The 19,697-nt window shown below is 73.7% G+C and carries 20 protein-coding genes and 1 tRNA gene; 6 read left to right on the forward strand and 15 right to left on the reverse strand.

The genetic code is table 11. The features are described 5' to 3' along the window. Positions 1 to 653 precede the first annotated feature (653 nt). From JJV70_RS20685 to JJV70_RS20695, 3 genes are all read left to right on the forward strand, one after another. On the forward strand, positions 654 to 1,052 hold the full coding sequence (locus JJV70_RS20685; RefSeq protein ID WP_219049547.1) for a molybdopterin-binding protein: 399 nt from the start codon (positions 654 to 656) through the stop codon (positions 1,050 to 1,052). Positions 1,053 to 1,152: 100 nt separating this feature from the next. Then, positions 1,153 to 1,962 (forward strand): molybdate ABC transporter substrate-binding protein, encoded by an 810-nt coding sequence (gene modA, locus JJV70_RS20690; protein ID WP_219049548.1) that lies wholly within the window; start codon positions 1,153 to 1,155, stop codon positions 1,960 to 1,962. 83 nt (positions 1,963 to 2,045) lie between these two features. Next, positions 2,046 to 3,992 (forward strand): ABC transporter permease, encoded by a 1,947-nt coding sequence (locus tag JJV70_RS20695; RefSeq protein WP_219049568.1) that lies wholly within the window; start codon positions 2,046 to 2,048, stop codon positions 3,990 to 3,992. 111 nt (positions 3,993 to 4,103) lie between these two features. On the opposite strand, the gene JJV70_RS20700 is transcribed toward JJV70_RS20695, so the two are convergent. The 3 genes from JJV70_RS20700 to JJV70_RS20710 all read right to left on the reverse strand — a co-directional run bounded on the left by JJV70_RS20700 (position 4,104) and on the right by JJV70_RS20710 (position 8,138). Beyond that, positions 4,104 to 5,714 carry an alpha/beta fold hydrolase gene (locus JJV70_RS20700; RefSeq protein ID WP_219049549.1) on the reverse strand — a complete coding sequence of 537 codons (1,611 nt, stop codon included), beginning with the start codon at positions 5,712 to 5,714 and terminating at the stop codon, positions 4,104 to 4,106. A 364-nt stretch (positions 5,715 to 6,078) separates the two neighbouring features. Continuing rightward, positions 6,079 to 7,326, reverse strand: a complete 1,248-nt coding sequence (locus JJV70_RS20705; protein ID WP_308294935.1) for a helix-turn-helix domain-containing protein — start codon at positions 7,324 to 7,326, stop codon at positions 6,079 to 6,081. A 212-nt stretch (positions 7,327 to 7,538) separates the two neighbouring features. Continuing rightward, positions 7,539 to 8,138: a hypothetical protein gene (locus tag JJV70_RS20710; protein ID WP_219049551.1), complete on the reverse strand. Its 600-nt coding sequence runs from the start codon at positions 8,136 to 8,138 to the stop codon at positions 7,539 to 7,541. Between the two features lie 193 nt (positions 8,139 to 8,331). Here JJV70_RS20710 and JJV70_RS20715 point away from each other — a divergent pair, with 193 nt between their 5' ends. Next, positions 8,332 to 9,762: a helix-turn-helix transcriptional regulator gene (locus tag JJV70_RS20715; RefSeq protein WP_219049552.1), complete on the forward strand. Its 1,431-nt coding sequence runs from the start codon at positions 8,332 to 8,334 to the stop codon at positions 9,760 to 9,762. 218 nt (positions 9,763 to 9,980) lie between these two features. On the opposite strand, the gene JJV70_RS20720 is transcribed toward JJV70_RS20715, so the two are convergent. Continuing rightward, entirely contained in the window at positions 9,981 to 10,415 is a 435-nt protein-coding gene (locus JJV70_RS20720; RefSeq protein WP_219049553.1) for a subtilase-type protease inhibitor, read from the reverse strand. Between the two features lie 397 nt (positions 10,416 to 10,812). After that, positions 10,813 to 12,399, reverse strand: coding sequence for an MDR family MFS transporter (locus JJV70_RS20725; RefSeq protein WP_374227323.1), 1,587 nt, complete (start codon positions 12,397 to 12,399; stop codon positions 10,813 to 10,815). 171 nt (positions 12,400 to 12,570) lie between these two features. Here JJV70_RS20725 and JJV70_RS20730 point away from each other — a divergent pair, with 171 nt between their 5' ends. Next, entirely contained in the window at positions 12,571 to 12,774 is a 204-nt protein-coding gene (locus JJV70_RS20730) for a hypothetical protein (RefSeq protein WP_219049555.1), read from the forward strand. A gap of 222 nt (positions 12,775 to 12,996) precedes the next feature. On the opposite strand, the gene JJV70_RS20735 is transcribed toward JJV70_RS20730, so the two are convergent. From JJV70_RS20735 to JJV70_RS20770, 8 genes are all read right to left on the reverse strand, one after another. Next, positions 12,997 to 13,920, reverse strand: coding sequence for an RNA polymerase sigma factor SigF (locus JJV70_RS20735; RefSeq protein WP_219049556.1), 924 nt, complete (start codon positions 13,918 to 13,920; stop codon positions 12,997 to 12,999). A 202-nt stretch (positions 13,921 to 14,122) separates the two neighbouring features. Beyond that, positions 14,123 to 14,917 (reverse strand): RNA polymerase sigma factor SigF, encoded by a 795-nt coding sequence (locus tag JJV70_RS20740; RefSeq protein ID WP_219049557.1) that lies wholly within the window; start codon positions 14,915 to 14,917, stop codon positions 14,123 to 14,125. A 124-nt stretch (positions 14,918 to 15,041) separates the two neighbouring features. Beyond that, the gene (locus JJV70_RS20745; protein ID WP_219049558.1) at positions 15,042 to 15,206 is read right to left on the reverse strand and encodes a hypothetical protein; all 165 of its coding nucleotides are present in this window, start codon (positions 15,204 to 15,206) and stop codon (positions 15,042 to 15,044) included. A gap of 143 nt (positions 15,207 to 15,349) precedes the next feature. Beyond that, a complete protein-coding gene (locus tag JJV70_RS20750; protein ID WP_219049559.1) occupies positions 15,350 to 15,553 on the reverse strand; it encodes a hypothetical protein in 204 nt (67 codons plus the stop codon). A gap of 185 nt (positions 15,554 to 15,738) precedes the next feature. Next, positions 15,739 to 15,825 (reverse strand) — tRNA-Ser (locus tag JJV70_RS20755). 10 nt (positions 15,826 to 15,835) lie between these two features. Further along, positions 15,836 to 16,360: a tRNA adenosine(34) deaminase TadA gene (gene tadA / locus JJV70_RS20760; RefSeq protein WP_308294937.1), complete on the reverse strand. Its 525-nt coding sequence runs from the start codon at positions 16,358 to 16,360 to the stop codon at positions 15,836 to 15,838. 188 nt (positions 16,361 to 16,548) lie between these two features. Further along, the gene (locus tag JJV70_RS20765) at positions 16,549 to 17,079 is read right to left on the reverse strand and encodes a hypothetical protein (protein ID WP_219049561.1); all 531 of its coding nucleotides are present in this window, start codon (positions 17,077 to 17,079) and stop codon (positions 16,549 to 16,551) included. Positions 17,080 to 17,242: 163 nt separating this feature from the next. Next, complete coding sequence (locus JJV70_RS20770; RefSeq protein ID WP_219049571.1) at positions 17,243 to 17,584, reverse strand: hypothetical protein; 342 nt, start codon at positions 17,582 to 17,584, stop codon at positions 17,243 to 17,245. Between the two features lie 86 nt (positions 17,585 to 17,670). Between JJV70_RS20770 and upp the strand changes: the two genes are divergently transcribed. Then, positions 17,671 to 18,306 carry a uracil phosphoribosyltransferase gene (upp, locus tag JJV70_RS20775; RefSeq protein WP_219049562.1) on the forward strand — a complete coding sequence of 212 codons (636 nt, stop codon included), beginning with the start codon at positions 17,671 to 17,673 and terminating at the stop codon, positions 18,304 to 18,306. A 22-nt stretch (positions 18,307 to 18,328) separates the two neighbouring features. Here upp and JJV70_RS20780 read toward each other — a convergent pair whose 3' ends face one another. Together JJV70_RS20780 and JJV70_RS20785 are read right to left on the reverse strand one after the other, a co-directional pair. Further along, entirely contained in the window at positions 18,329 to 18,994 is a 666-nt protein-coding gene (locus JJV70_RS20780; RefSeq protein ID WP_219049563.1) for a LytR C-terminal domain-containing protein, read from the reverse strand. A gap of 282 nt (positions 18,995 to 19,276) precedes the next feature. Further along, the gene (locus JJV70_RS20785) at positions 19,277 to 19,573 is read right to left on the reverse strand and encodes a type II toxin-antitoxin system VapB family antitoxin (protein ID WP_071268372.1); all 297 of its coding nucleotides are present in this window, start codon (positions 19,571 to 19,573) and stop codon (positions 19,277 to 19,279) included. Positions 19,574 to 19,697 lie beyond the last annotated feature (124 nt).

Below are 19,697 nucleotides of genomic sequence, written 5' to 3' on the forward strand. Positions count from 1 at the left end.
GGCTCCCGGCTCCCGGCTCCCGGCTCCCGGCTCCCGGCTCCCGGCTCCCGGCTCCCGGCTCCCGGCCAGCCTCTTAGTGTATCCGACCCCATGGGACAGGACGGTCAACTTACCCTGAAGCTGGTGGAGTTGGCCGCCGAAGCTGGCGGAGAGGGCGAGGTCCACCGGGGTCGCCAGGGCCTGCGTCCACGGCAGGACGGGCAGGCCCAGTTCGGCGAACAGCTCGCGGACGCCGCCCTGGAACGGGGACGACTCCGTGGAGGTGACCAGCAGATGCACCCGGAAGTCGTCGTGGAACAGGGGCAGCACGTCCAGCAGGCGTCCGGCGGAGGTGACGTTGTGGACCACCAGCAGCACCTTCCGCGAGGTGTTCCGGGTGGCCCAGCGGTCGGCGTCCGCTCCGACCGGTACGCGTATCGCCGACGGTTCGGCTGCCCCCACGTGTCACCTCCCGCTGCCGGGCGCCCACCGCAGCGGCGTGGTTCACCTTAAGGGCTTGCGGTGAAGCGACACCTTGATTCACCGCAAGCCCTTGGTGTCGGCAGGCGTGCAGGTCACGGCGTTGGTGCTTTCCGCTAGGTGCTTTGGCATCTGCCGGTGTGAAACTCTGAAATCCTTGCAGATGCCAGGTTTCTGGGTCTAGCGTGGCGCTTATGCAGTCTTACACGATCGGGCAGGCGGCGCGGTTGCTGGGCGTCAGTCCGGACACCGCGCGGCGTTGGGCCGACGCGGGCCGGGTCGCCACCCACCGTGACGAGGGCGGGCGGCGCCTGATCGACGGGCGGGACCTCGCGGCCTTCTCCGTGGAGCTCGCGCAGGTTGGTGAGGGCGAGGAGGACGAGGTGTCCTACACCTCGGCCCGCAACGCCTTCCCCGGCATCGTCACCGCCGTCAAGCTCGGTGACGTCGCGGCGCAGGTGGAGATCCAGGCTGGTCCGCACCGCCTGGTGTCGCTGCTGACCCGGGAGGCCGTCGAGGAGCTGGGGCTGGAGGTCGGTATGCGGGCCACCGCCCGGGTGAAGTCAACCAGCGTGCACATCGACCGCGTCTGACTCGGCCCCCGCCCAGCGGCGTCTTTGGCGCGGCTGAGCACCGTTGCCCACACTCGGGCGGCATCCCATCCGCCGGCCGTGTCCCCGAGGAGCCCCCGCCATGTTCTTCCGCACCCCCGGACGCCGCACCGCCGGACGCCGCACCGCCGCGACGCTCGCGGTGACCGCCGCGCTCGTCCCCCTCGCCGCGTGTGGCGCCGACTCCGGAGACGGGACGGCGGACCCGCCCGGCGTCGAGCTGACCGTGCTGGCCGCCTCCTCGCTCACCGACGTGTTCGAGGAGGCCGGGGCCGCCTACGAGGAGGCCCGCCCCGGCACAAAGCTCACCTTCTCCTTCGCCGGGTCGCAGGAGCTCGCCGCGCAGGTCGCGCAGGGGGCGCCCGCCGACGTGCTGGTCACCGCCGACTCCGCGACGATGGCCGCCGCCGCGGGGGACACCGGGGAGCCGGTCGTCGTCCTCACCAATCGGCTCGTCATCGCCACCGCCGAGGGCAACCCGGAGGGTATCGACGGGCTGGCGGACCTCGCCGACCCCGGGCTGAGCGTCGTGCTGGCCGCGCCCGAGGTGCCCGTCGGCCGGTACAGCCGCCAGGTGCTCGACGCGCAGGGGGTCACCGTGCGGCCGGTCTCGCTGGAGCCCAGCGTGCGGGCGGTGCTGAGCAAGGTGGAACTGGGCGAGGCCGACGCCGGGCTGGTCTACCGCACCGACGCCGCCACCGCCCCGGACCAGGTGGACGCCGTCGAGATCCCCGACGCGCGGAACGCGATCGCCGCCTACCCGGCGGCGACGCTCACGTCCTCCGAGCACCCCGGCGCGGCGGCGGAGTTCGTGGCGTGGCTGTCCTCCGCCGAGGCGCGGCGGATCTTCCAGGACGCCGCTTTCCAGCAGCCGCAGGAACGTGCCCCATGAACCACCCCACCCGCTCCCGCTGGGGCCGCCGCAGGCCAGACCCGCGCACCGCGCCCACCCGCACCCGCCGCATGGGGCGCCGCATGCCAGGGCGTGCCCCGGCGTACCGTCTTCCCGGCGCGCGCCCCCCGGTCACGCTGGCGCTGCCCGCACTGCTGGCGGTCGGCTTCCTGCTGCTGCCGCTCGTGGGCATCCTCGCGCGCACCGAGTGGGCGCGGCTCGGCGCACACCTGTCCAGCCCCGGCACGCTGGAGGCGTTGCGGCTCTCGCTCGTCGTCTCGTTCTGGGCGCTCGGGCTGTCACTCGTGCTCGGGGTGCCGCTGGCCTGGCTGCTGGCCCGGGTGCCGTTCCCCGGCAAGGCGCTCGTCCGCTCGCTGGTGCTGCTGCCCATGGTGCTGCCGCCCACCGTCGGCGGTGTCGCGCTGCTGCTGGGGTTCGGGCGGCGCGGACTGGTGGGGCCGTGGCTGGAGGACACTTTCGGCCTCACCCTGCCGTTCCACACCTCCGGCGCGGTGGTGGCGGCGACGTTCGTGGCGATGCCGTTCCTCGTCATCAGCCTGGAGGGTGCGCTGGCCGGGCTGCGGCCGCGCTACGAGGAGACGGCGGCCTCGCTGGGCGCCGGGCCGCTGCGCGTCTTCGGCACCGTCACGCTGCCGATGGTCGCGCCGGGCCTGCTCGCCGGGGCGGCGCTGACGTGGGCGCGGGCGCTGGGGGAGTTCGGGGCGACGATCACGTTCGCCGGGAACCTGCCGGGGACGACGCAGACGCTGCCGCTCCAGGTGTACCTGCTGCTCCAGGAGGAGCCGCAGGCCGCGACGTCCGTCTCGCTGCTGCTGCTGGCCATCGCCATGGCCGTCCTGGTCGCCTTGCGCGGACGCTGGACGGGCCAGCCGAGCCGCCGCCCGCGCGCCGAACCGCCCGCCGAGCGGTCCGGTGAACCCCCCGGCCCGGAGTCCGGCCCTGCCCCCGCACCGGCGCCCGCCGGGGCGGACCGCTGGTCGCTGCACGCCGAGGTCACCGGGTTCACCCGGCTCACGCTGGACGCCGCGCCCGGCACCACTATCGCCGTCGTCGGACCCAACGGCGCCGGGAAGACGACGCTGCTGCGCGCCCTGCTCGGGCTCACCCCGCGCGCCCACGCCGCGCTGCGCCTTGGCACCGCCGACGTCACCGCGCTGCCGCCGCACCGGCGCGGCGTCGCCTGGGTGCCGCAGGACGGCGCGCTGTTCCCGCACCTCACCGCGCTCGCCAACACCGCCTACGGCCCGCTCGCCCACGGCACGCCCCGCGCAGCGGCCCGCGGCGAAGCGCGCCGCTGGCTGGACCGGCTCGGCGTCGGCCACCTCGCCCACCGCCGCCCCGCGCAGCTCTCCGGCGGCCAGGCCCAGCGCGTCGCGCTCGCCCGCGCGCTGGCGGCCCGGCCCCGGCTGCTGCTCCTGGACGAGCCGCTGGCCGCGCTCGACCAGACCACGCGCGCTCACGTCCGCCACACCCTGCGTCACCACCTCGCCGGTTTCGGCGGCGTCTGCCTGCTCGTCACCCACGATCCGGTGGAGGCCGTCTCGCTGGCCGACCGCGTCCTCGTCCTCGACGGCGGCCGGGTCCTCCAGGACGCGCCGCCCACCGAGGTCACCCGGCACCCGCGTTCGCCCTGGGTGGCCCGCATGCTCGGCCGCAACGCCTGGTCCGGCACCGCCACGGCCGACGGGCTGCGGCTGCCCGGCGGCGGCACGCTCATCGCCGCCGAACCGCTGCCCGAACCCGGTGCGGAAGCGCTCGCCACGCTCACCCCGGACGCCGTCTCCCTGCACCGCGACCGCCCCACCGGCAGCCCCCGCAACGTGTGGCCCGGCACCGTGCGCGAGCTCACCGCCGTCGGCAGCCGCCTGCGCGTGCTGGTCACGTCCGACGCCGCCCCGGATCTCGTCGCCGAGATCACCCCGCAGGCGGCCACCGCCCTCGCCCTGGCCGAGGGCACCCCGGTGTGGACGAGCGTCAAGGCCACGGAGATCACCCTCGTCCCCCTGTGACGGCGGTACGGGAGACGGGCTCCACCCCGCATCGGGTGGAGCCCGTTCGCCCGGACGGTGCCGCGCGGCAGGCGTGGGTCAGCCCAGCGGGACCGTCAGCCCAGCGGGACGTCAGCCCAGCGGGACCGTCAGCTCGGTGTCCCGGAACACCAGGGACTGGCCGAAGCTGTTGTGGTCGGTGTAGAGCGTGTCCACCCCGTCGATGACCAGGGCGATCCGGTGCCCGGCCGGGACGTCGTAGGCCGTGGCGAACAACTCGATGTCCAGCGGGAACGCGCGGCCCGGGGTCTGGCCGTGGAACGTCGCCGGGGCGTGGGTGATCAGCTCGCCGAAGCCGAGCGGGCTGACGGAGTAGAGGTAGGCGACGGCGGTGCCGCTGGCGTGGGAGCTGGTCACCGTCGTCTCCACGGTCGCCGTGCCGCGCACCTCGCGCTCCGTGCCGAGGCGGTCGCCCTGCCACTTCGCGGCGCGGTGGCCGGGCAGCAGCGGGAGGTACGCCTTCGGGGCGGTGTGGACGAACTGGTCCAGGAGGTTGGACAGGAAGGAGATGCCCGCGTGCGCGCCCGAGCCGCCGTTGGACAGGATGTGCTCGCTGTTGTGGGAGAAGTCCAGCACCTCGCTGCGCGCCGGGACGTCCTTCCAGCTGCTGTAGGACTCGTACGCCCCGCCGCCGCGCGGCTTGATCCGCACCGGCGGCTCGGCACCGATGCCGTTGTTGACGCCCTTGAGATGGTGGTCGAACCAGCGCTGGGTGTTCGTCCACACGTCGTTGGGCAGGCCGAGCAGGCCCAGGCCCTCGGCGGTGGCGTGGTCGCCGGGGCGGAACTCCAGCCGCTTGGGGCCGGACAGCTTCTCGTAGAAGTCGGCGTACTGGTTGGGGGAGAAGAAGGAGTCGCCCCAGGCGTTGGCCAGGTAGACGGCGGTGCCGTTGGCGTTGAGGCGGTCCACCTGGTGGGTGGCGGAGCGCTTCTCGGCCCAGGCGATGACCTCCTCCACGCCGTCCAGCTTGCCGCTGAGCATGCGCTCCATCATCGCGGCCGTCTCCTCGCTCGGGCGGCCGGTGAGGTAGCCCAGGCCGGTGAGCAGCGCGGTGGCCTGGGTGTGCTGCGTCTGGCCGGAGTACAGCGACTCCACCAGGTCGGCCCAGCCGCTCAGCGCCGCCACGGCGTCCACGCGCGGGTCGGCGGCGGCCGTCAGCAGGCTGATGCCCGCGCCGTAGGAGATGCCGCCCATGCCGATCTGCTCCGGGTCGGCGGCGGTGTTGGCCAGCGCCCAGTCGATGACCTTGGACGCGTCGGCGATGTCCTCCGGCCCGGCCACCTCGATCTCGCCGCCGGACTCCCAGAAACCGCGCACGTTGTAGGAGACGACGACGTAGCCCCGCGCCGCCAGCTTCTTGGCCTGCGCGAGGTACTCGATCTGCGGCATGGACCAGCTGGTGGGGAACACCAGCACGGGGTGGGAGGTGCTGGTATCGGCCGGTGCGACGACGTTGGCGGCGAGGCGCACGCCCTCGTGCCCGGCGATGTCCACGAACCGGACCTCGGTGGGCAGCCCGGCGGACGCGGTGACGGCGCTCGGCGCGCCGCCGGTGGGTCCGGCGTGTGCGGTGGGACCGACCCCGACGGCGGCACCCGCCAGCAGGGCGACGGACACGGTGCCGACGACGGCACGCGATCTGCGGGTCCCACGGGGTCTGCGGGCGCGGTGGCTTCGGCTCATACGGCGGCTCCTGGCGACGCGCGGGGGGTGACACCCGTCGGCGGCCTGAAGCCCACGGGCGGCGCTACGGGTTACCCCGGGGTAACACCTAGCTGGGTTCAGGATGGGCGGGATGTGGCACCCCTGCCGCTGGATCGGCGTCCCAACTTTGTGACCTGCGGTTAGTGACGCGTCACTAACTCCGTGCCGCTCGCGCGTCTCCGCGTTGTCACCCCGGTGAGTGTCATAACCCGTGGTGTGCGCTCGGTGGCATTCCGTGCGCCCTCGGGTGCGCGCGCCTGCGTTCCACCGTCGCTGGCGGTGGGCCACGACCCCCGGTGCGGGTCGGGCGGAGGATCTGCCGTGTCCCTTCAGCGGGCCGGGGTCAGGGGCGGCGGGTGGCGTCCCAGGCGGTCAGGGCGGCGTGGACGCGGGCCAGGTCGGCCGCGCGGGTGGCGTCCAGACCGGTGAAGGCGGTGACGCGGCGCAGCCGGTAGTCCAGCGTGTTGGGGTGGACGCTGAGCGCCCGCGCCGTGCCGCGCCGGTCCATGCCGTGCGCCAGGTACGCCCGCAGCGTCGCCAGCAGTTCCGGTCTGGCCGCCAGCGGAGCGAGGAGCGCGGCGAGCTCGTCGCGCGCCGGGCCGGGACGCGTCAGCTGGTACTCCAGCAGCACGTCCGCCAGCCGGTACAGGCCGGGCGGGCGTCCGGCCCCGGTGGCCACCGCGCGTACCTCGTCGGCGAGCCGCACGGCGTCCGGCACACCCTCGGGCGCGGTGGCGGCGACGCCCGCCGTGACCTGCGCACCGGTCACCCGGGTCAGGTGGGAGAGCACTCCGGCCAGCCACTCCCAGGTGGCCGGGCGCACCTCACCGGGCGCCGACTCGGTGGGCAGCAGCGCCGGGCCGCCGTCGGTGGTGAGCGCGGAGAGCACCACCCCGCGCACGTGCCGCTCCAGCTCCACCCGCAGCCGCCGCAGCTTGCGCCGCGCCGCGACGGCGCTGTCCACGCCGGGGGCCAGCTCGTCCGGGTGCGGTGCGACGGCCAGGCTCAGCACCAGGTAGCCGCGCGGCAGCCGCAGCCCCGCCCGCCCGGCGGCGTCCCGCACCCCGCGCCCGTCCAGCAGCGCGTCCAGCAGCGCTTGCCGGGCGGAGTGCTCCTCGCCGAACGCCGCCTGCCGCTCCTGGAAGTAGCCGTCCACACCAGCGGCCGTCACCCGTTGCAGATACCGCAGCATCAGCTGGTTGAGCGTGAGGACGGCGGGCAGGTCGGCCGGTGCGGCCAGTGGCGTCACCTCGTCCACGCACACCTGCGCGCCCAGGTGGTAGGCGCTGACGACGGCGCCGAGCCGCAGCCCTTCCTCAGCGCGCCGGGCGGCTGACTCCTCGATGGCCGCCAGCTGGCCCGCGTCCGGCAGCTGACCGCTCTCCAGCACCGCCACGAAGGAGCGGATGCTCTGGTAGGCGACGCGGACGATGTCGCTGCGCAGCTGCTCGCGCGGCAGCGCGGCGTAGGCGGGAAGCTGCTCGGCCAGCTGGTCCACGACCCGCACGGCGAGGTCCTGCGCGTACCGGCTCAGGTGCCGCGCCACGGGGACTCCGCCGAAGGTGATCCCGGCAGGTTTGGGTTCGGTCACAGTCCACTGTGGCACGCCCGCCATCTCCGGCGCGGCCCCGCACGAGTGCACCGGGCTGCCCGGTGGCTCACGGGCAGCCCGATGCGACGACGCGCGCCGGAGTGCCCGGCCTCGTCATCTCTCATCTCGTCGGTGAGCGAATCCGGCTGGCTGTGACGCGTCCGGTGAGGGGGCGGCCCCGCCCCGTGCCGGGGCCGCCCCCTCACCGGCCCTCAGCGCAGCTTGTCCACCGCCGTGCGCAGCGTCCGCTTGAAGTCGCGCACGGGCGCGTCCTCCAGCTTGCCGATCCGGCCCCACTCCACGAGGGTGACGCGCTTCCCGCTTCGGGCGAGGCCGAACATGTTCACGTCGTGACTGAATTCCGGCAGGGCGGTGTGGATGGCGTGCACGCGCCCGTGGTCGCGCTCGTTGACTTCGGCTTCCGGGTACTGCTTGGCGTACCGCTCCGCGCAGTTCTCCACCGCCTCCCGCAGTTCGCGGGTCAGCTTCCGCGCCTCCCGCACGCTCGGGGCCTCGTGCACGATCTGGTTGCCACCGGTTTCCAGGTCGGTGTGGAACCTGCGGTGCACCGATCCGGCGTCCGGGATGAGGGTCTCCACGCAGAACCGGTCTCCGCCAGCGCCCTGCTCCACCGGTCCGGCCCTCCACGCCGTCTCAGCGGGCGGCATGTCGGCTGCGGACAGCAGCTCAAAGCTGGGCTTCGACACCTGCGTCGTGGCCTGTGCGGGTCCCGTCACGGCCACCGACATGGCCACGGCACCGGCCGCGGCGGCGACGACGGCGGTACGCAGGGGGCGATGCGTCAGTTTCATTCCGACCTCTTTCATCGATGGGTCACCGGGTGGGCCTCGGGGGTTCCGGTTACGAGTTTCGGCAGGTCCGCGCCGTGCTGCCAACGGTTCCCGGCGAAGACGGGACGCTGGAACGCGGGGGAGTACGCTGAGCTGGTACGGCGCCTTCGGCCTGGAATGGCGGGGTGGAACGGGGTGGAACAGCGGGGAGCGCATGGCGGCACGGGAGCCACAGACGGAGCACTTCGCGGCGTACCTGCGCGAGCTGAAGCAGCGTTCAGGGCACAGCTACGGCACGCTGGCCAGACGCCTGCACCTGAGCACGTCCACGCTGCACCGCTACTGCAACGGGGCCGCCGTCCCGCTCGACTACGCCCCGGCCGAACGCCTTGCCCGCCTGTGCGGCGCGACCCCGGGGGAGCTGACCGAACTCCACCGCCGCTGGCTCCTCGCCGACGCGTCCCGTTCCGCCCCGGCGGCGTCGTCTGACCCGGCAGCGCCCTCCGGCCCGGCGGCGTCGTCTGACCCGGCGCCCGCTGCCGACGTCCCGTCGTGCGACGGCGCTGACACCCCGCCCGCTGAGGACGCGGCACCCGACGCCGAGCCCTCCGGCAGCGTCGGCATCGCGGCGGACCGGGCTCCGGGGGACGCTGAGGCCCCGGCGCCGGACGCGGCCCCCGAGACGAGGGCGGCGGGGCGGCGGGCGCGGCTCCTCGCGGGGGCTGCCGCCACGGCGGTCCTGCTCCTCACCGGCACCCTGGCGGCCGTCACCCGGGACGCGGACGACTCGGCCTCGCTCACCCCGCCCGCTGCCCCGGCGGACCCCAGCCGGTCCGCCGGCGCCCCGGCCCCGGACGCCGGAGCCGGGGCCTTTGGCTCCGTCATCCCACCCGATGAGGCGGGCGGTGCCACGTCTGGCGGCACTCCCTCCCCCGGTGCCGAGGGAAGGCGGCCCTCACCCGGCACCACGCCGGGCACCCAGCGCACCCCGGGCCAGGACGCCGCCACCACCCCGCTCGCCGTCACCACCCGCTCCCATGTGTGGCAGGACGGGTGTGATCACCGCTACCTGATCGACCCGGCGGGCCGGGCACCCGCCGACGTCCCGCCGCCCCCGCTGGAGCCGGACGCGCCCGCGTGGGCGGCCGGTGTCGGCGCGGTGCACGGCGGCCAGACGCTGCTCGAAGTCGCCGTCCAGGGGGTGGACGACACGGCCGTGGTGCTCCAGGCCCTGCACGTCCGCGTCGTGGAACGCGACGTTCCGCTTCCCTGGAACGCCTACGCCATGTCCGACGGCTGCGGTGGCGCGCTCACCCCGGCCCGCTACACCGTCGATCTGGACGCCTCCCGGCCGCAGGCCGTGGCGAGCGACGGCTACGACGGCACCGGCGAGGGCCGTGAGCTGCCCGCCCAGCGGTTCCCGTTCCGCGTCTCGGCCTCGGACCCGCAGGTGCTGCGGATCACCACCTCGGCCACGGAGTGCGCCTGCTCGTGGTACCTGGAGCTCGAATGGTCCGCGCAGGGCCGCTCCGGGACCCTGCGCATCGACGACCAGGGCCGCCCGTTCCGCACCAGCGGATTGGCGGGCCGCCCGCTGTACCGCCACGTCGAGGGCGAGGGCTGGCAGCCGGGCGGGACGGACTGACGGGACGCGCTCCCGCGTGCGCGACCGACCGGGCCGGGGCGGAAGCGCAACGGGCGGGCAGCGGCACCGGAAAACGAGAAACCGGGGGCGGCTACGGAGAGGGGGGGAGTCTCCGAGCCGTCCCCGGCTGGTGTCCCGCCGCGGGGAGGCGGAGCGGGACGTTCGCGGGGACGCGGGGCCCGGGAGGCAGGCCCCGCGTCGTGGTGTCGGGCCGCACGTCAGAAGGCGAACACGGCCCGGCCTTCCGAGCTCTTCATGCACGCGTTGCCGTAGGTGTGTTCGTAGGAGACCCGCTTGCCCTTCCACACGCCCTCGGCGGTGACGACGACGGGGTCGTAGTGCATGGTGCACATCCGCTCGCCCCGGTGGGGCAGGGCGTCGAACTTGCCCTCAGCGGCGGCGAGCTCCGCGCAGGCCGTCTCCGCGTAGGGGTGCGTGCCCTGGGCCTCAGGCGTGCAGGAGAGGGTGACGGCCCGTTCCGGGGCCGTGGTGGCGGCGTTGTCGCCCTTGGCGATGGTCAGGGTGAGCGCCGACGGGGCGGCCGGCGCGGTGGAGGTCGGCGAGGCGGGAGCGGCGACGGCCGTGCCACCCAGCGGGACGAGCATGGCTGCTGTGAACAGGGTGCTCGCCGCCAGCTTCGCGGTGATCCGCATTGTGTGCTTCCTTCCGCGTCAGTGATGACGTTTGGTGTGTGTGTGACTGCGTTCCGGAGTCTGCCGACTGTCGCTCCGGATTGCACATCGACCCGCCAGTTTCAGCAACGTTGTGTGGTGAGTCAGTGGCGTGAAGTGATACTTCGGCGGGCCGTGCGGCCTGCGCAACTGGGCTGTCCAGGGCGTAAACCGGACGGCCCGTGTCGGTTACGGCCCGATCGGGAAAAGGCCGAAAACGCACCCCCGCCCCGTGTCAGTGCCACCCGAGTGGCCCCGGTCACCCGCCGCCCAGACGGCGTACGCCGTCCCGCCCGGATGCCGAGCCCCACGCACGGACGCCGAACACCGCCGCGCGCGGACGCGAAGGGCTCGGGCGCCGACGTCGAACGTGCCGCGCTCAGTCCGTGTGCACCGTCTTCAGCGGCACCTCGCGGATGCACGCCACCAGCAGCAGCGCCACGACGGCGATCGGCGCGGCGTAGAGGTAGATGTCGCCGATGCCGTGGCCGTAGGCGGACTCGATGACGGGGCGCACCGGGGCGGGCAGGGCGTCCAGGTCGGGGATGGCGCTGCCGGAGCCGCTGAGCGGGCCGCCCGCGTCCAGGCCCGCGCGGGCCATGCCGTCGCGGACGTAGCCGCTGATGCGCTCCGAGAGCACCGCGCCGAGCGCCGAGACGCCCACCGCACCGCCGAGCGAGCGGAAGAAGGTGATGGTGGAGCTGGCCGAGCCCAGTTCGTGGAGCGAGACCTGGTTTTGCGTGGCGAGCACCAGGTTCTGCGTCATCATGCCGAGGCCGAGCCCGAGCAGGGCCATGAACAGGGCGATCCGCCAGTAGTCGGTGTCGTACCGCAGGGTGCCGAGCAGGCCCAGGCCCGCGCTGACGAGCACCGCGCCGGTGACCAGCCATCCCTTCCAGCGCCCCGTCCGGGTGATGATCAGACCGGAGAGGGTGGAGGAGACGAACAGGCCGCCGATCATCGGGATCGTCATCACCCCGGACATCGTCGGTGACTCACCCCGCGCCAGCTGGAAGTACTGGCTCAGGAACACCGTCGCGCCGAACATCGCGATGCCGACGAACAGGGACGCGCCGGCGGTGAGGCTGATGGTGCGGTTGCGGAACAGCCGCAGCGGGATGACCGGGTCGGCGGCGCGGGCCTCCACGCGGAGGAAGGCCAGGCCCAGCAGCACCGCCCCGGCGGTCATCACGACCGTCTGCCAGGACGCCCACGGGTACTCCTTGCCCGCCAGCGTCACCCAGATCAGCAGCAGCGAGACGGCGGCACTGACGAGCACCGCGCCCAGCCAGTCGATGCGCGCCCCGGCACGGCGCGTCACGGGCAGCTTCAGCGTCTTCTGCAGCACCGTGAGCGCGAGGACGGCGAACGGCACGGCCACGTAGAAGCACCAGCGCCAGCCGAGCCAGGAGGTGTCGGTGATGACGCCGCCCAGTAGCGGACCACCGACGGTGGCGACGGCGAAGGTGGCGCCGAAGTAACCGCTGTAGCGCCCGCGTTCGCGGGGGGTGACCATCGCGGCGAGGATCGTCTGCGCGAGCGAGACCAGCCCGCCCATGCCCAGGCCCTGCACCGCGCGGAAGGCGATGAGCTGGCCGGTGGTCTGGGAGAGCCCCGCGCCCGCGGAGGCGAGCACGAAGATGACGAGGGCGAGCTGCACGAGCATCTTCTTGCTGGTGCGGTCCGCGAGCTTCCCCCACAGCGGAGTGGAGGCGGTCATGGTGAGCAGGGAGGCCGTGACCACCCAGGTGTAGGCGCTCTGGCCGCCGCCGAGGTCCGCGACGATCTGCGGCAGCGCGTTGGAGACCACCGTGGAGGACAGGATGGCGACGAACATGCCGAGCAGCAGCCCGGACAGTGCCTCCATGACGTCTCGGTGGGTCATCGCGGGGGCGCCTTCCGGCGCCCGCACCGCTGTGGTGGCCACCGGCGTCTCCGCCCCGGTTGTTCCCGTAGCCGCCGCCATAGACGTACCTCCCGTGTAGTTTGTTGCTCTAAGCAACCATAACGGGAGGATGGGGAGCCACCAAGCCGTAGCGGGGGCACGCGAGGCAAACAATCGTTAAAAGACGTGCCCGCACGGGCGCTCACTCTCCGGGGGTGCGCCGCGCCCCACGGTTTGGCTAAGGTCACGCCCATGGCTCATCACCCGCAGGCGCCGCAGGGTCCCCAGGGCAACCACGACCCGGCTGGCAGCACCCAGATGTTCCGTGCCTTCGTTGACGAGGGCGGCTCCGAGCCCGCCCGGGGTACCGCCCCCTCCGGCTCACGCCTCGGGCTGATCGTCGGCGTCATCGCGGCCCTCGCCGTGGTGGCCGTCGCCTGGCTCGCCCTGTCCTGAGACAGCGCGCGGCACCGGCAGCCGCCGTCCGCGCCGAGCTCACCAGCCCCGCACTGGCCCGCCCCCGCACGGGGTGGCTGACGCGAGGCGCACCGCGCCCACGGCGACGTATCCGTACCGGTGTCCCGGGACGACGGCACCCCCCGCCGCCGTCCCGGCTGCCCGGGGTCCGCTCCGGCGTGCTCGCGGCCCGGAGCGGACCGGTGCGCACAAGCGGCCGGGTCACTCCTCCGCGATCAGCCCGTCCCGGAGCTGGGCCAGCGTGCGCGTGAGCAGGCGGGACACGTGCATCTGCGAGATGCCGACGCGCTCGCCGATCTGCGACTGCGTCAGGTTGCCGAAGAACCGCAGCATGATGATCTGCCGCTCGCGCGCGGGCAGCCGGGCCAGCAGCGGTTTGAGCGACTCGCGGTACTCGACGCCCTCCAGCGCGGCGTCCTCGTAGCCCAGGCGGTCGGCCAGCGAGCCCTCGCCGCCGTCCTCCTCCAGCGCCGGGGAGTCCAGCGAGCTGGCGGTGTAGGCGTTGCCGACGGCCAGGCCGTCCACCACGTCCTCCTCCGACACCCCCAGGCAGGTGGCCAGTTCGCCCACCGTGGGGGAGCGGTCCAGCCGCTGGGACAGCTCGTCGCTCGCCTTCGTCAGCGCCAGCCGCAGCTCCTGCAGGCGGCGCGGCACCCGCACCGACCACGAGGTGTCGCGGAAGAACCGCTTGATCTCGCCGACGACGGTGGGCATCGCGAACGTCGGGAACTCCACGCCGCGTTCGCAGTCGAACCGGTCGATCGCCTTGATCAGCCCGATCGTGCCGACCTGGACGATGTCCTCCATCGGCTCGTTGCGGCTGCGGAAGCGGGCCGCGGCGTACCGCACGAGCGGCAGGTTCAGCTCGATCAGCGTGTCCCGGACGTAGCGGCGCTCCGGGCTGTCCTGGGGGAGCGAGGCCAGGCGCAGGAACAGGGAGCGGGAGAGCGTGCGGGTGTCGAGCGCGGTGACGTCCGGCGGTAGCCCGGCGTCGGCGGACGCACCGCCGGGCGCGCCAGGCGGTGCGGGCTCGGCCACGGTGCCGGGCTCGGCCACGGCGCCGGGCTCCGCCTCGGCGCCGATCTCCTCGATGAGCACCTTGGAGCTGCCCAGTTCTACGGACATGCCACCCCCTTGAGGTCGCGGACGGGTCGCAGCGGCCCCCTCGCACGCGAGGATGGCACCCCCAGCTCCATACTGGCAGTGCGGCCACGGCAAAACGCGGTTCTTGCAGAATGTCACAAGTCAGCAACACGACGTAGCGCCATATCGATAAAACCGCACTGTTCGGTCCGCGCGCAACCCGCTTGCGGGTCGCTCGAACTGATTACGCGTCGATGGTGTTTGCGGCGCGCAGTCGGGCGAAGCTGCGCGAGAGCAACCGGGACACGTGCATCTGCGAGACCCCCAGCTCCGCGCTGATCTGCGACTGCGTCAGATTGCTGTAGTACCGCAGCAGCAAAATGCGCTGCTCGCGCTCGGGAAGCTGCACCAGCAGGTGCCGCACCAGGTCCCGGTGCTCGACGCCCACCAGGGCCGGGTCCTCGTACCCGAGCCGGTCGATGAGCTTCGGCAGCCCGTCCTCGCGCTCCTGGGCCGCCTCCAGTGACGTCGCCCGGTAGGCCCGGCCCGCCTCCATGCAGGCCAGCACCTCCTCCTCGGGGACGCCGAGCCGCTCGGCGACCTCCGCCGTCGTCGGGTTCCGCCCGTGCAGCACCGTCAGCTCCTCGCCGACGGCGCTGACCTGCGCCCACATCTCGTGCAGCCGGCGCGGCACGTGCACCGTGCGCACGTTGTCGCGGAAGTAGCGCCGGATCTCCCCGATGATCGTCGGCATCGCGAAGGTGGGGAACTGCACCCCCCGGCCGGGGTCGAACCGGTCGATGGCGTTGATCAGCCCGATCGTGCCGACCTGGACGATGTCCTCCATCGGCTCGTTGCGGTGCCGGAAGCGGGCGGCGACGTAGCGCACCAGCGGGATGTTGGCCTCGATCAGCGCACCCCGGACCCGCTCGTGCCCGGCGGTGCCCGGCTCCTGCCCGGTCAGCTCCTCGAAGAGGACCTGCGTCAGCGCCCGTGTCCGCGCGCTGCGGCTCCCGCCGGCCCCCTGAGTCACCGCCACCGTCCGACCACCCCTTCACGGTCCCTCATCCGGCAAAAGCGGTCATAGCATCACAATTCGGCTCCAGGGTGTGCAAGCACCCGGGGAAACCGTGTTGGTGAAGGATGAACCAAACGGCCGAACGTCAGTCGACGAGACCCGTCAAGAAGTCACCGACGCTCCCGGCGGCCGAGGAGATGCCCTGGAACCCCGCCGTCACCAGTTCGCCGGACCGGTCGGGATTGTCGATCACCGTGTAGAGCACGAACGCCAGCACCAGGTACCCCGCGACCTTCTTCACCTGCGCCATGCCCCGCGCCCTCCCCGGCTCGCTCACCCGCCACCACCCCCGGGCCACGGTCGCGCGAGTCTAACCGCCCACCCACCCAACCCATGCCGTGGCGGAATGCGGACCGGGAGTACAACCGCCGGGTGGCCCGGTGTCCACGATGATCACTCGCCGAAGCCTGTCTCCCGCAGAATCTCATCGGCGCGGGCCGAGGTGTCGGCGTGGCCGGAGTTCCCCATCCCGATGAATGCGGGCCGATGCGGGCGGCTGGGGTGCTCTATGAGCCCCCGCAGCGTCTCCGCCGCCGCGTTCAGGTCCTCATCGGCCACCCGCTCGACCATGGCACGCAACTCTTCTCGTGTGGTCATGCCTACCAGAATGCCCTACTTCTCCCGCGTCATACCGGGAAGCGGAAACGCCGAAGGGGCCGGACGATGACGACGACGGCGCCGCCGGGGCGCTCGTGACGGACAACTGAGACGGGAACCGAGACGGACCACGAATGAAGGGCCGGACCCGCGTGGGTCCGGCCCTTCATTCTTCCTGCTCACAGCGGTAGCGGTGGGATTTGAACCCACGGAGGAGTTGCCCCCTCACTCGCTTTCGAGGCGAGCTCCTTCGGCCGCTCGGACACGCTACCGGGGCAGAGCCTAGCCCATGCCCGGTGTGGGGCCGAAATCGGTATCCGGGCGGCCCCGGAAGAACGCCGTCAGCTTCTCCCCGCAGGGGTCAGCGAGGACGCCGGGGATGACCTCGGGGCGGTGGTTGAGGCGCCGGTCGCGCACGACGTCCCACAGCGACCCGGCCGCGCCCGCCTTCGCGTCGCGGGCCCCGTAGACGACGCGGTCCACGCGCGCGAGCACCAGCGCGCCCGCGCACATGGTGCACGGCTCCAGCGTGACGGCCAGCGTGCAGCCGGTCAGCCGCCACTCGCCCACCGTGCGCGCGGCGGCTCGCAGCGCCAGCACCTCGGCGTGCGCGGTGGGGTCACCGCGCGCCTCACGCTCGTTGTGGCCGCGCCCGAGCACCGTGCCGTCCGGCCCGAGCACCACCGCGCCCACGGGGACGTCCCCGGTCCGTGGGGCGCGTGCGGCCTCGGCCAGGGCGAGCCGCATGGCGGGCAGCCACGGGTCGCGCAGCGGGTCTCGCCCCGGGGCGTCCAGCGGCTCGGGCACCGGGGCGCTCGGTGGCTCGGGCGCCTGGCTGCTCGGTGACTCGGGCTCCTGGCTGCTCGCGGGCTCGGGCGCCTGGCCGCTTGGCGCGTTGCCGCGCGCGGCGCGGGCGGGGCCGGACGACGGCTCTGGCGGCGGCACGGGCGGGGGCTCGGCGGGCATGCCGCCATTCTCGCCGCCCGCCCGGGCGGCTACCGCACCGACTCCAGCAGCTCGGTGCAGCCGAGCGTGGCGGCGATGTCGCTGAGCGCGCCGTCGGCGGGCAGGGACAGCAGCTCCTTTTCCTTCATCCCGAAGTCCTCCAGCAGCTCCGCGTCGCCGACCGGGCCCTCGGGCGCGGCGTGCGGGCCGTCGTCCGGCTGGTCCTCGTCCGGCTCGGGCTCGCCGTCCTCGGTGCCGTCGAGGTCGGTGAGGCGTTCGAGGTCGTTCCCGTCGTCGGGCTCGCGGCCCAGCAGCTCGTCGGTGAGCAGGATCTCGCCGTACGCGCTGCGGGCCGCGGCGGCGCCGCTGGAGACGTAGATCCGGGGGTCCTCCTCGCCGTCCACCCGGACGACGCCGAACCAGTCGCCCTCCTGTTCGATGCAGACCAGGACCGTATCCTCGCCGACGGCCGCCGCACGGGCGAGGTCGGCGAGATCGTCCAGGGTCTCCACGTCGTCGAGTTCCGTGTCGCTCGCTTCCCATCCCTCTTCGGTACGAGCGAGCAGTGCCGCGAAGTACACCGTGACTCTCCCACTGGTTGCCGCGTTCCCGGGTCTCCAAGAGGGGCGACGCCCCGCTCTGTCGAATCGTGACAGAAACCTGCCCTTTGGGAGGAGTCTTCGGGCGTGCGTCGGGCAGATGTTGGCCGCATCCACACCGACCGGACGAACCGACGTCGCCGCGTCACCAGCGGAATGTGCGCATCCGCATCTGCTCGCGCATGCGGGCGGCCCGGGCGCGGCGCGGCTGTACGCGGTCGCGCAGCGCCTTCGCCTCGCTCAGCTCGCGCAGGAAGAGCGCCCGGCGGCGCAGGCGTTCGGGGTTGGGAATGGCCTCACCGGGCCCCGGCACCGGGTCAGTGGCCCGCGGGGCGGGGTCCGGCTCGCCCCCGGCCCGCGGGTGCTGCTGCGCGGTGGCGCGTCCCGGTGCTGGGGTGGTGCGGCCCGACCCGCTGGTGCGCCGCCGGGTGCCCGGGGTGGCGGGGGCGCGGGTGGGGGAGCGCTTGGCTGGGGACGCGTCGGGCATCAGACCTCACCTCCGGCATATGCGTCCCACTTTCCCCGGAACAGGTGTTTCATGCCACCGCAGGTGTCGCCGGTAGGGTGCGGGGCATGCGGATCCACGTCGTTGACCACCCGCTGGTGGCGCACAAACTCACCACCCTGCGCGACGCGCGCACCGACTCGCCCACCTTCCGGCGCCTCGCCGACGAGCTGGTCACCCTGCTCGCCTACGAGGCGACGCGCGATGTGCGCACCGAGCAGGTCGATATCACCACGCCGGTCACGCAGACCACCGGCGTCCGGCTGTCCCGGCCGCGTCCGCTGGTCGTGCCGATCCTGCGGGCCGGGCTCGGCATGCTGGAGGGCATGGTGCGGCTGCTGCCGACGGCCGAAGTCGGCTTCCTCGGCATGATCCGCGACGAGGAGACGCTGCAGGCGTCCACCTACGCCACCCGCATGCCAGAGGAGCTGTCCGGCCGGCAGGTGTACGTGCTCGACCCGATGCTCGCCACCGGCGGCACGCTCGTCGCCGCGATCCAGGAGCTGATCGCGCGCGGCGCCGACGACGTCACCGCGCTCTGCCTGCTCGCCGCGCCCGAGGGCGTCGAGCTGATGGAGCGGGAGCTGGCCGGTACGCCGGTGACGGTGGTAACCGCCGCCGTCGATGAGCGGCTGGATGAGCGCGGCTACATCGTTCCCGGGCTCGGCGACGCGGGCGACCGCATGTACGGCACGGCGGGCTGAACGTTCTGCCCGGCGCCGGGCTTCAGCAGTCCGCGGGCGTCGGCTCCGGCGACGGCTTCGGGCTGACCAGGCTCGTGACGGTGCGGGCGGCCTCGGCGGGCGTCGCCAGCGCGGTGAACCCCTGGCCGATGACGAGGTCCACGCTGGTGGCGGCGTCGCCCTCCCGCGCGGCGTCCACCCGGTGCTCGGTCTTCGCGAGGTGGGCGCCCAGCACGGTGAAGGCTCCGGCGGCCTCGGCGTCCGGGGTGCCGATGAGCAGGCCCGCCGCCTTCACCTGGCCGTCCAGCTCCGGTGGCGCGTTGTCCACGGCGCCGATGGTGAAACCGCGCTCCTTCAACTGGTCGGCTGTGCGCTGCGCCAGACCGGTGCGCTTGGTCGCGTTGAGCACGTTGACCGTGACGGCGGCGGGCTGGGCGACCTTCACCGCGCGTACCGGAGCGGCCGACGCGGACGCCGACGGGCGCGGCGCGCACCCGGCCGCGTGCGCGGCGTCCACCGGCGGGGTGTTCCCGGCGAAGACGTTGACGAGCTGCAGCGTGCCCCACGACAGCAGGCCCAGCGCGGTCACCGCGGCCAGGCCGCCCAGCACGATCCGGAGGCGGCCGCGACGACGGCGGCGCATCCGGGGGTAGCGGTCCCCCGTGACGCGGTACTCGCCGCCGATGCCGGGGGGCGTCAGCATGCTCATGGCCGCAGCGTAGCCGCGGGGTGCGGATGTGCGTACTGGCTGAACATCGTACGGCGGAGGGGACGCCCCGAAAGGGTCACGCCACTACGGAGAACAGATCAGTCCCGGCCGCCGGACGCGGGCTGAGGCCGCCGCATGCCGGGCCATCGCGCGGGCCGGGCCGCCCCCCACGGGCCGGACGCCGGGCCGGGCCGGAGTGTCGCGTCCGGCCAGGGTGCCGCGCGTGGGCCGGACGCCGGGCCGGGGTGCCGCGCGCGGGCCGGGGTGCCGCGCGAGCGGGGATCAGTCCAGTTCCAGCACGCGGGCGTGCAGCACCTGGCGCTGCTGGAGCGCGGCGCGCACCGCGCGGTGCAGCCCGTCCTCCAGGTACAGATCGCCCTGCCACTTCACGACGTGCGCGAACAGGTCGCCGTAGAAAGTGGAGTCCTCCGCGAGGAGTGTCTCCAGGTCGAGCTGGCCCTTGGTGGTGACCAACTGGTCGAGGCGGACCGGGCGCGGGGCGACATCCGCCCACTGGCGGGTGCTGTCCCGACCGTGGTCGGGGTACGGCCGACCGTTTCCGATGCGCTTGAAGATCACACGGAAAGCCTACCGGGCGCGGGGCACCCGGCACACCCGACTGAACCGGCGTGAGCACCGGCGTACCCGGGCGCACGACGCGCGGCGGGCGCCGTCCCGGCCCGCTGGAGCCGGGACGACGCCT

Source organism: Streptomyces sp. JJ66 (assembly GCF_019303495.1).
Taxonomy (GTDB): Bacteria; Actinomycetota; Actinomycetes; order Streptomycetales; family Streptomycetaceae; genus Streptomyces.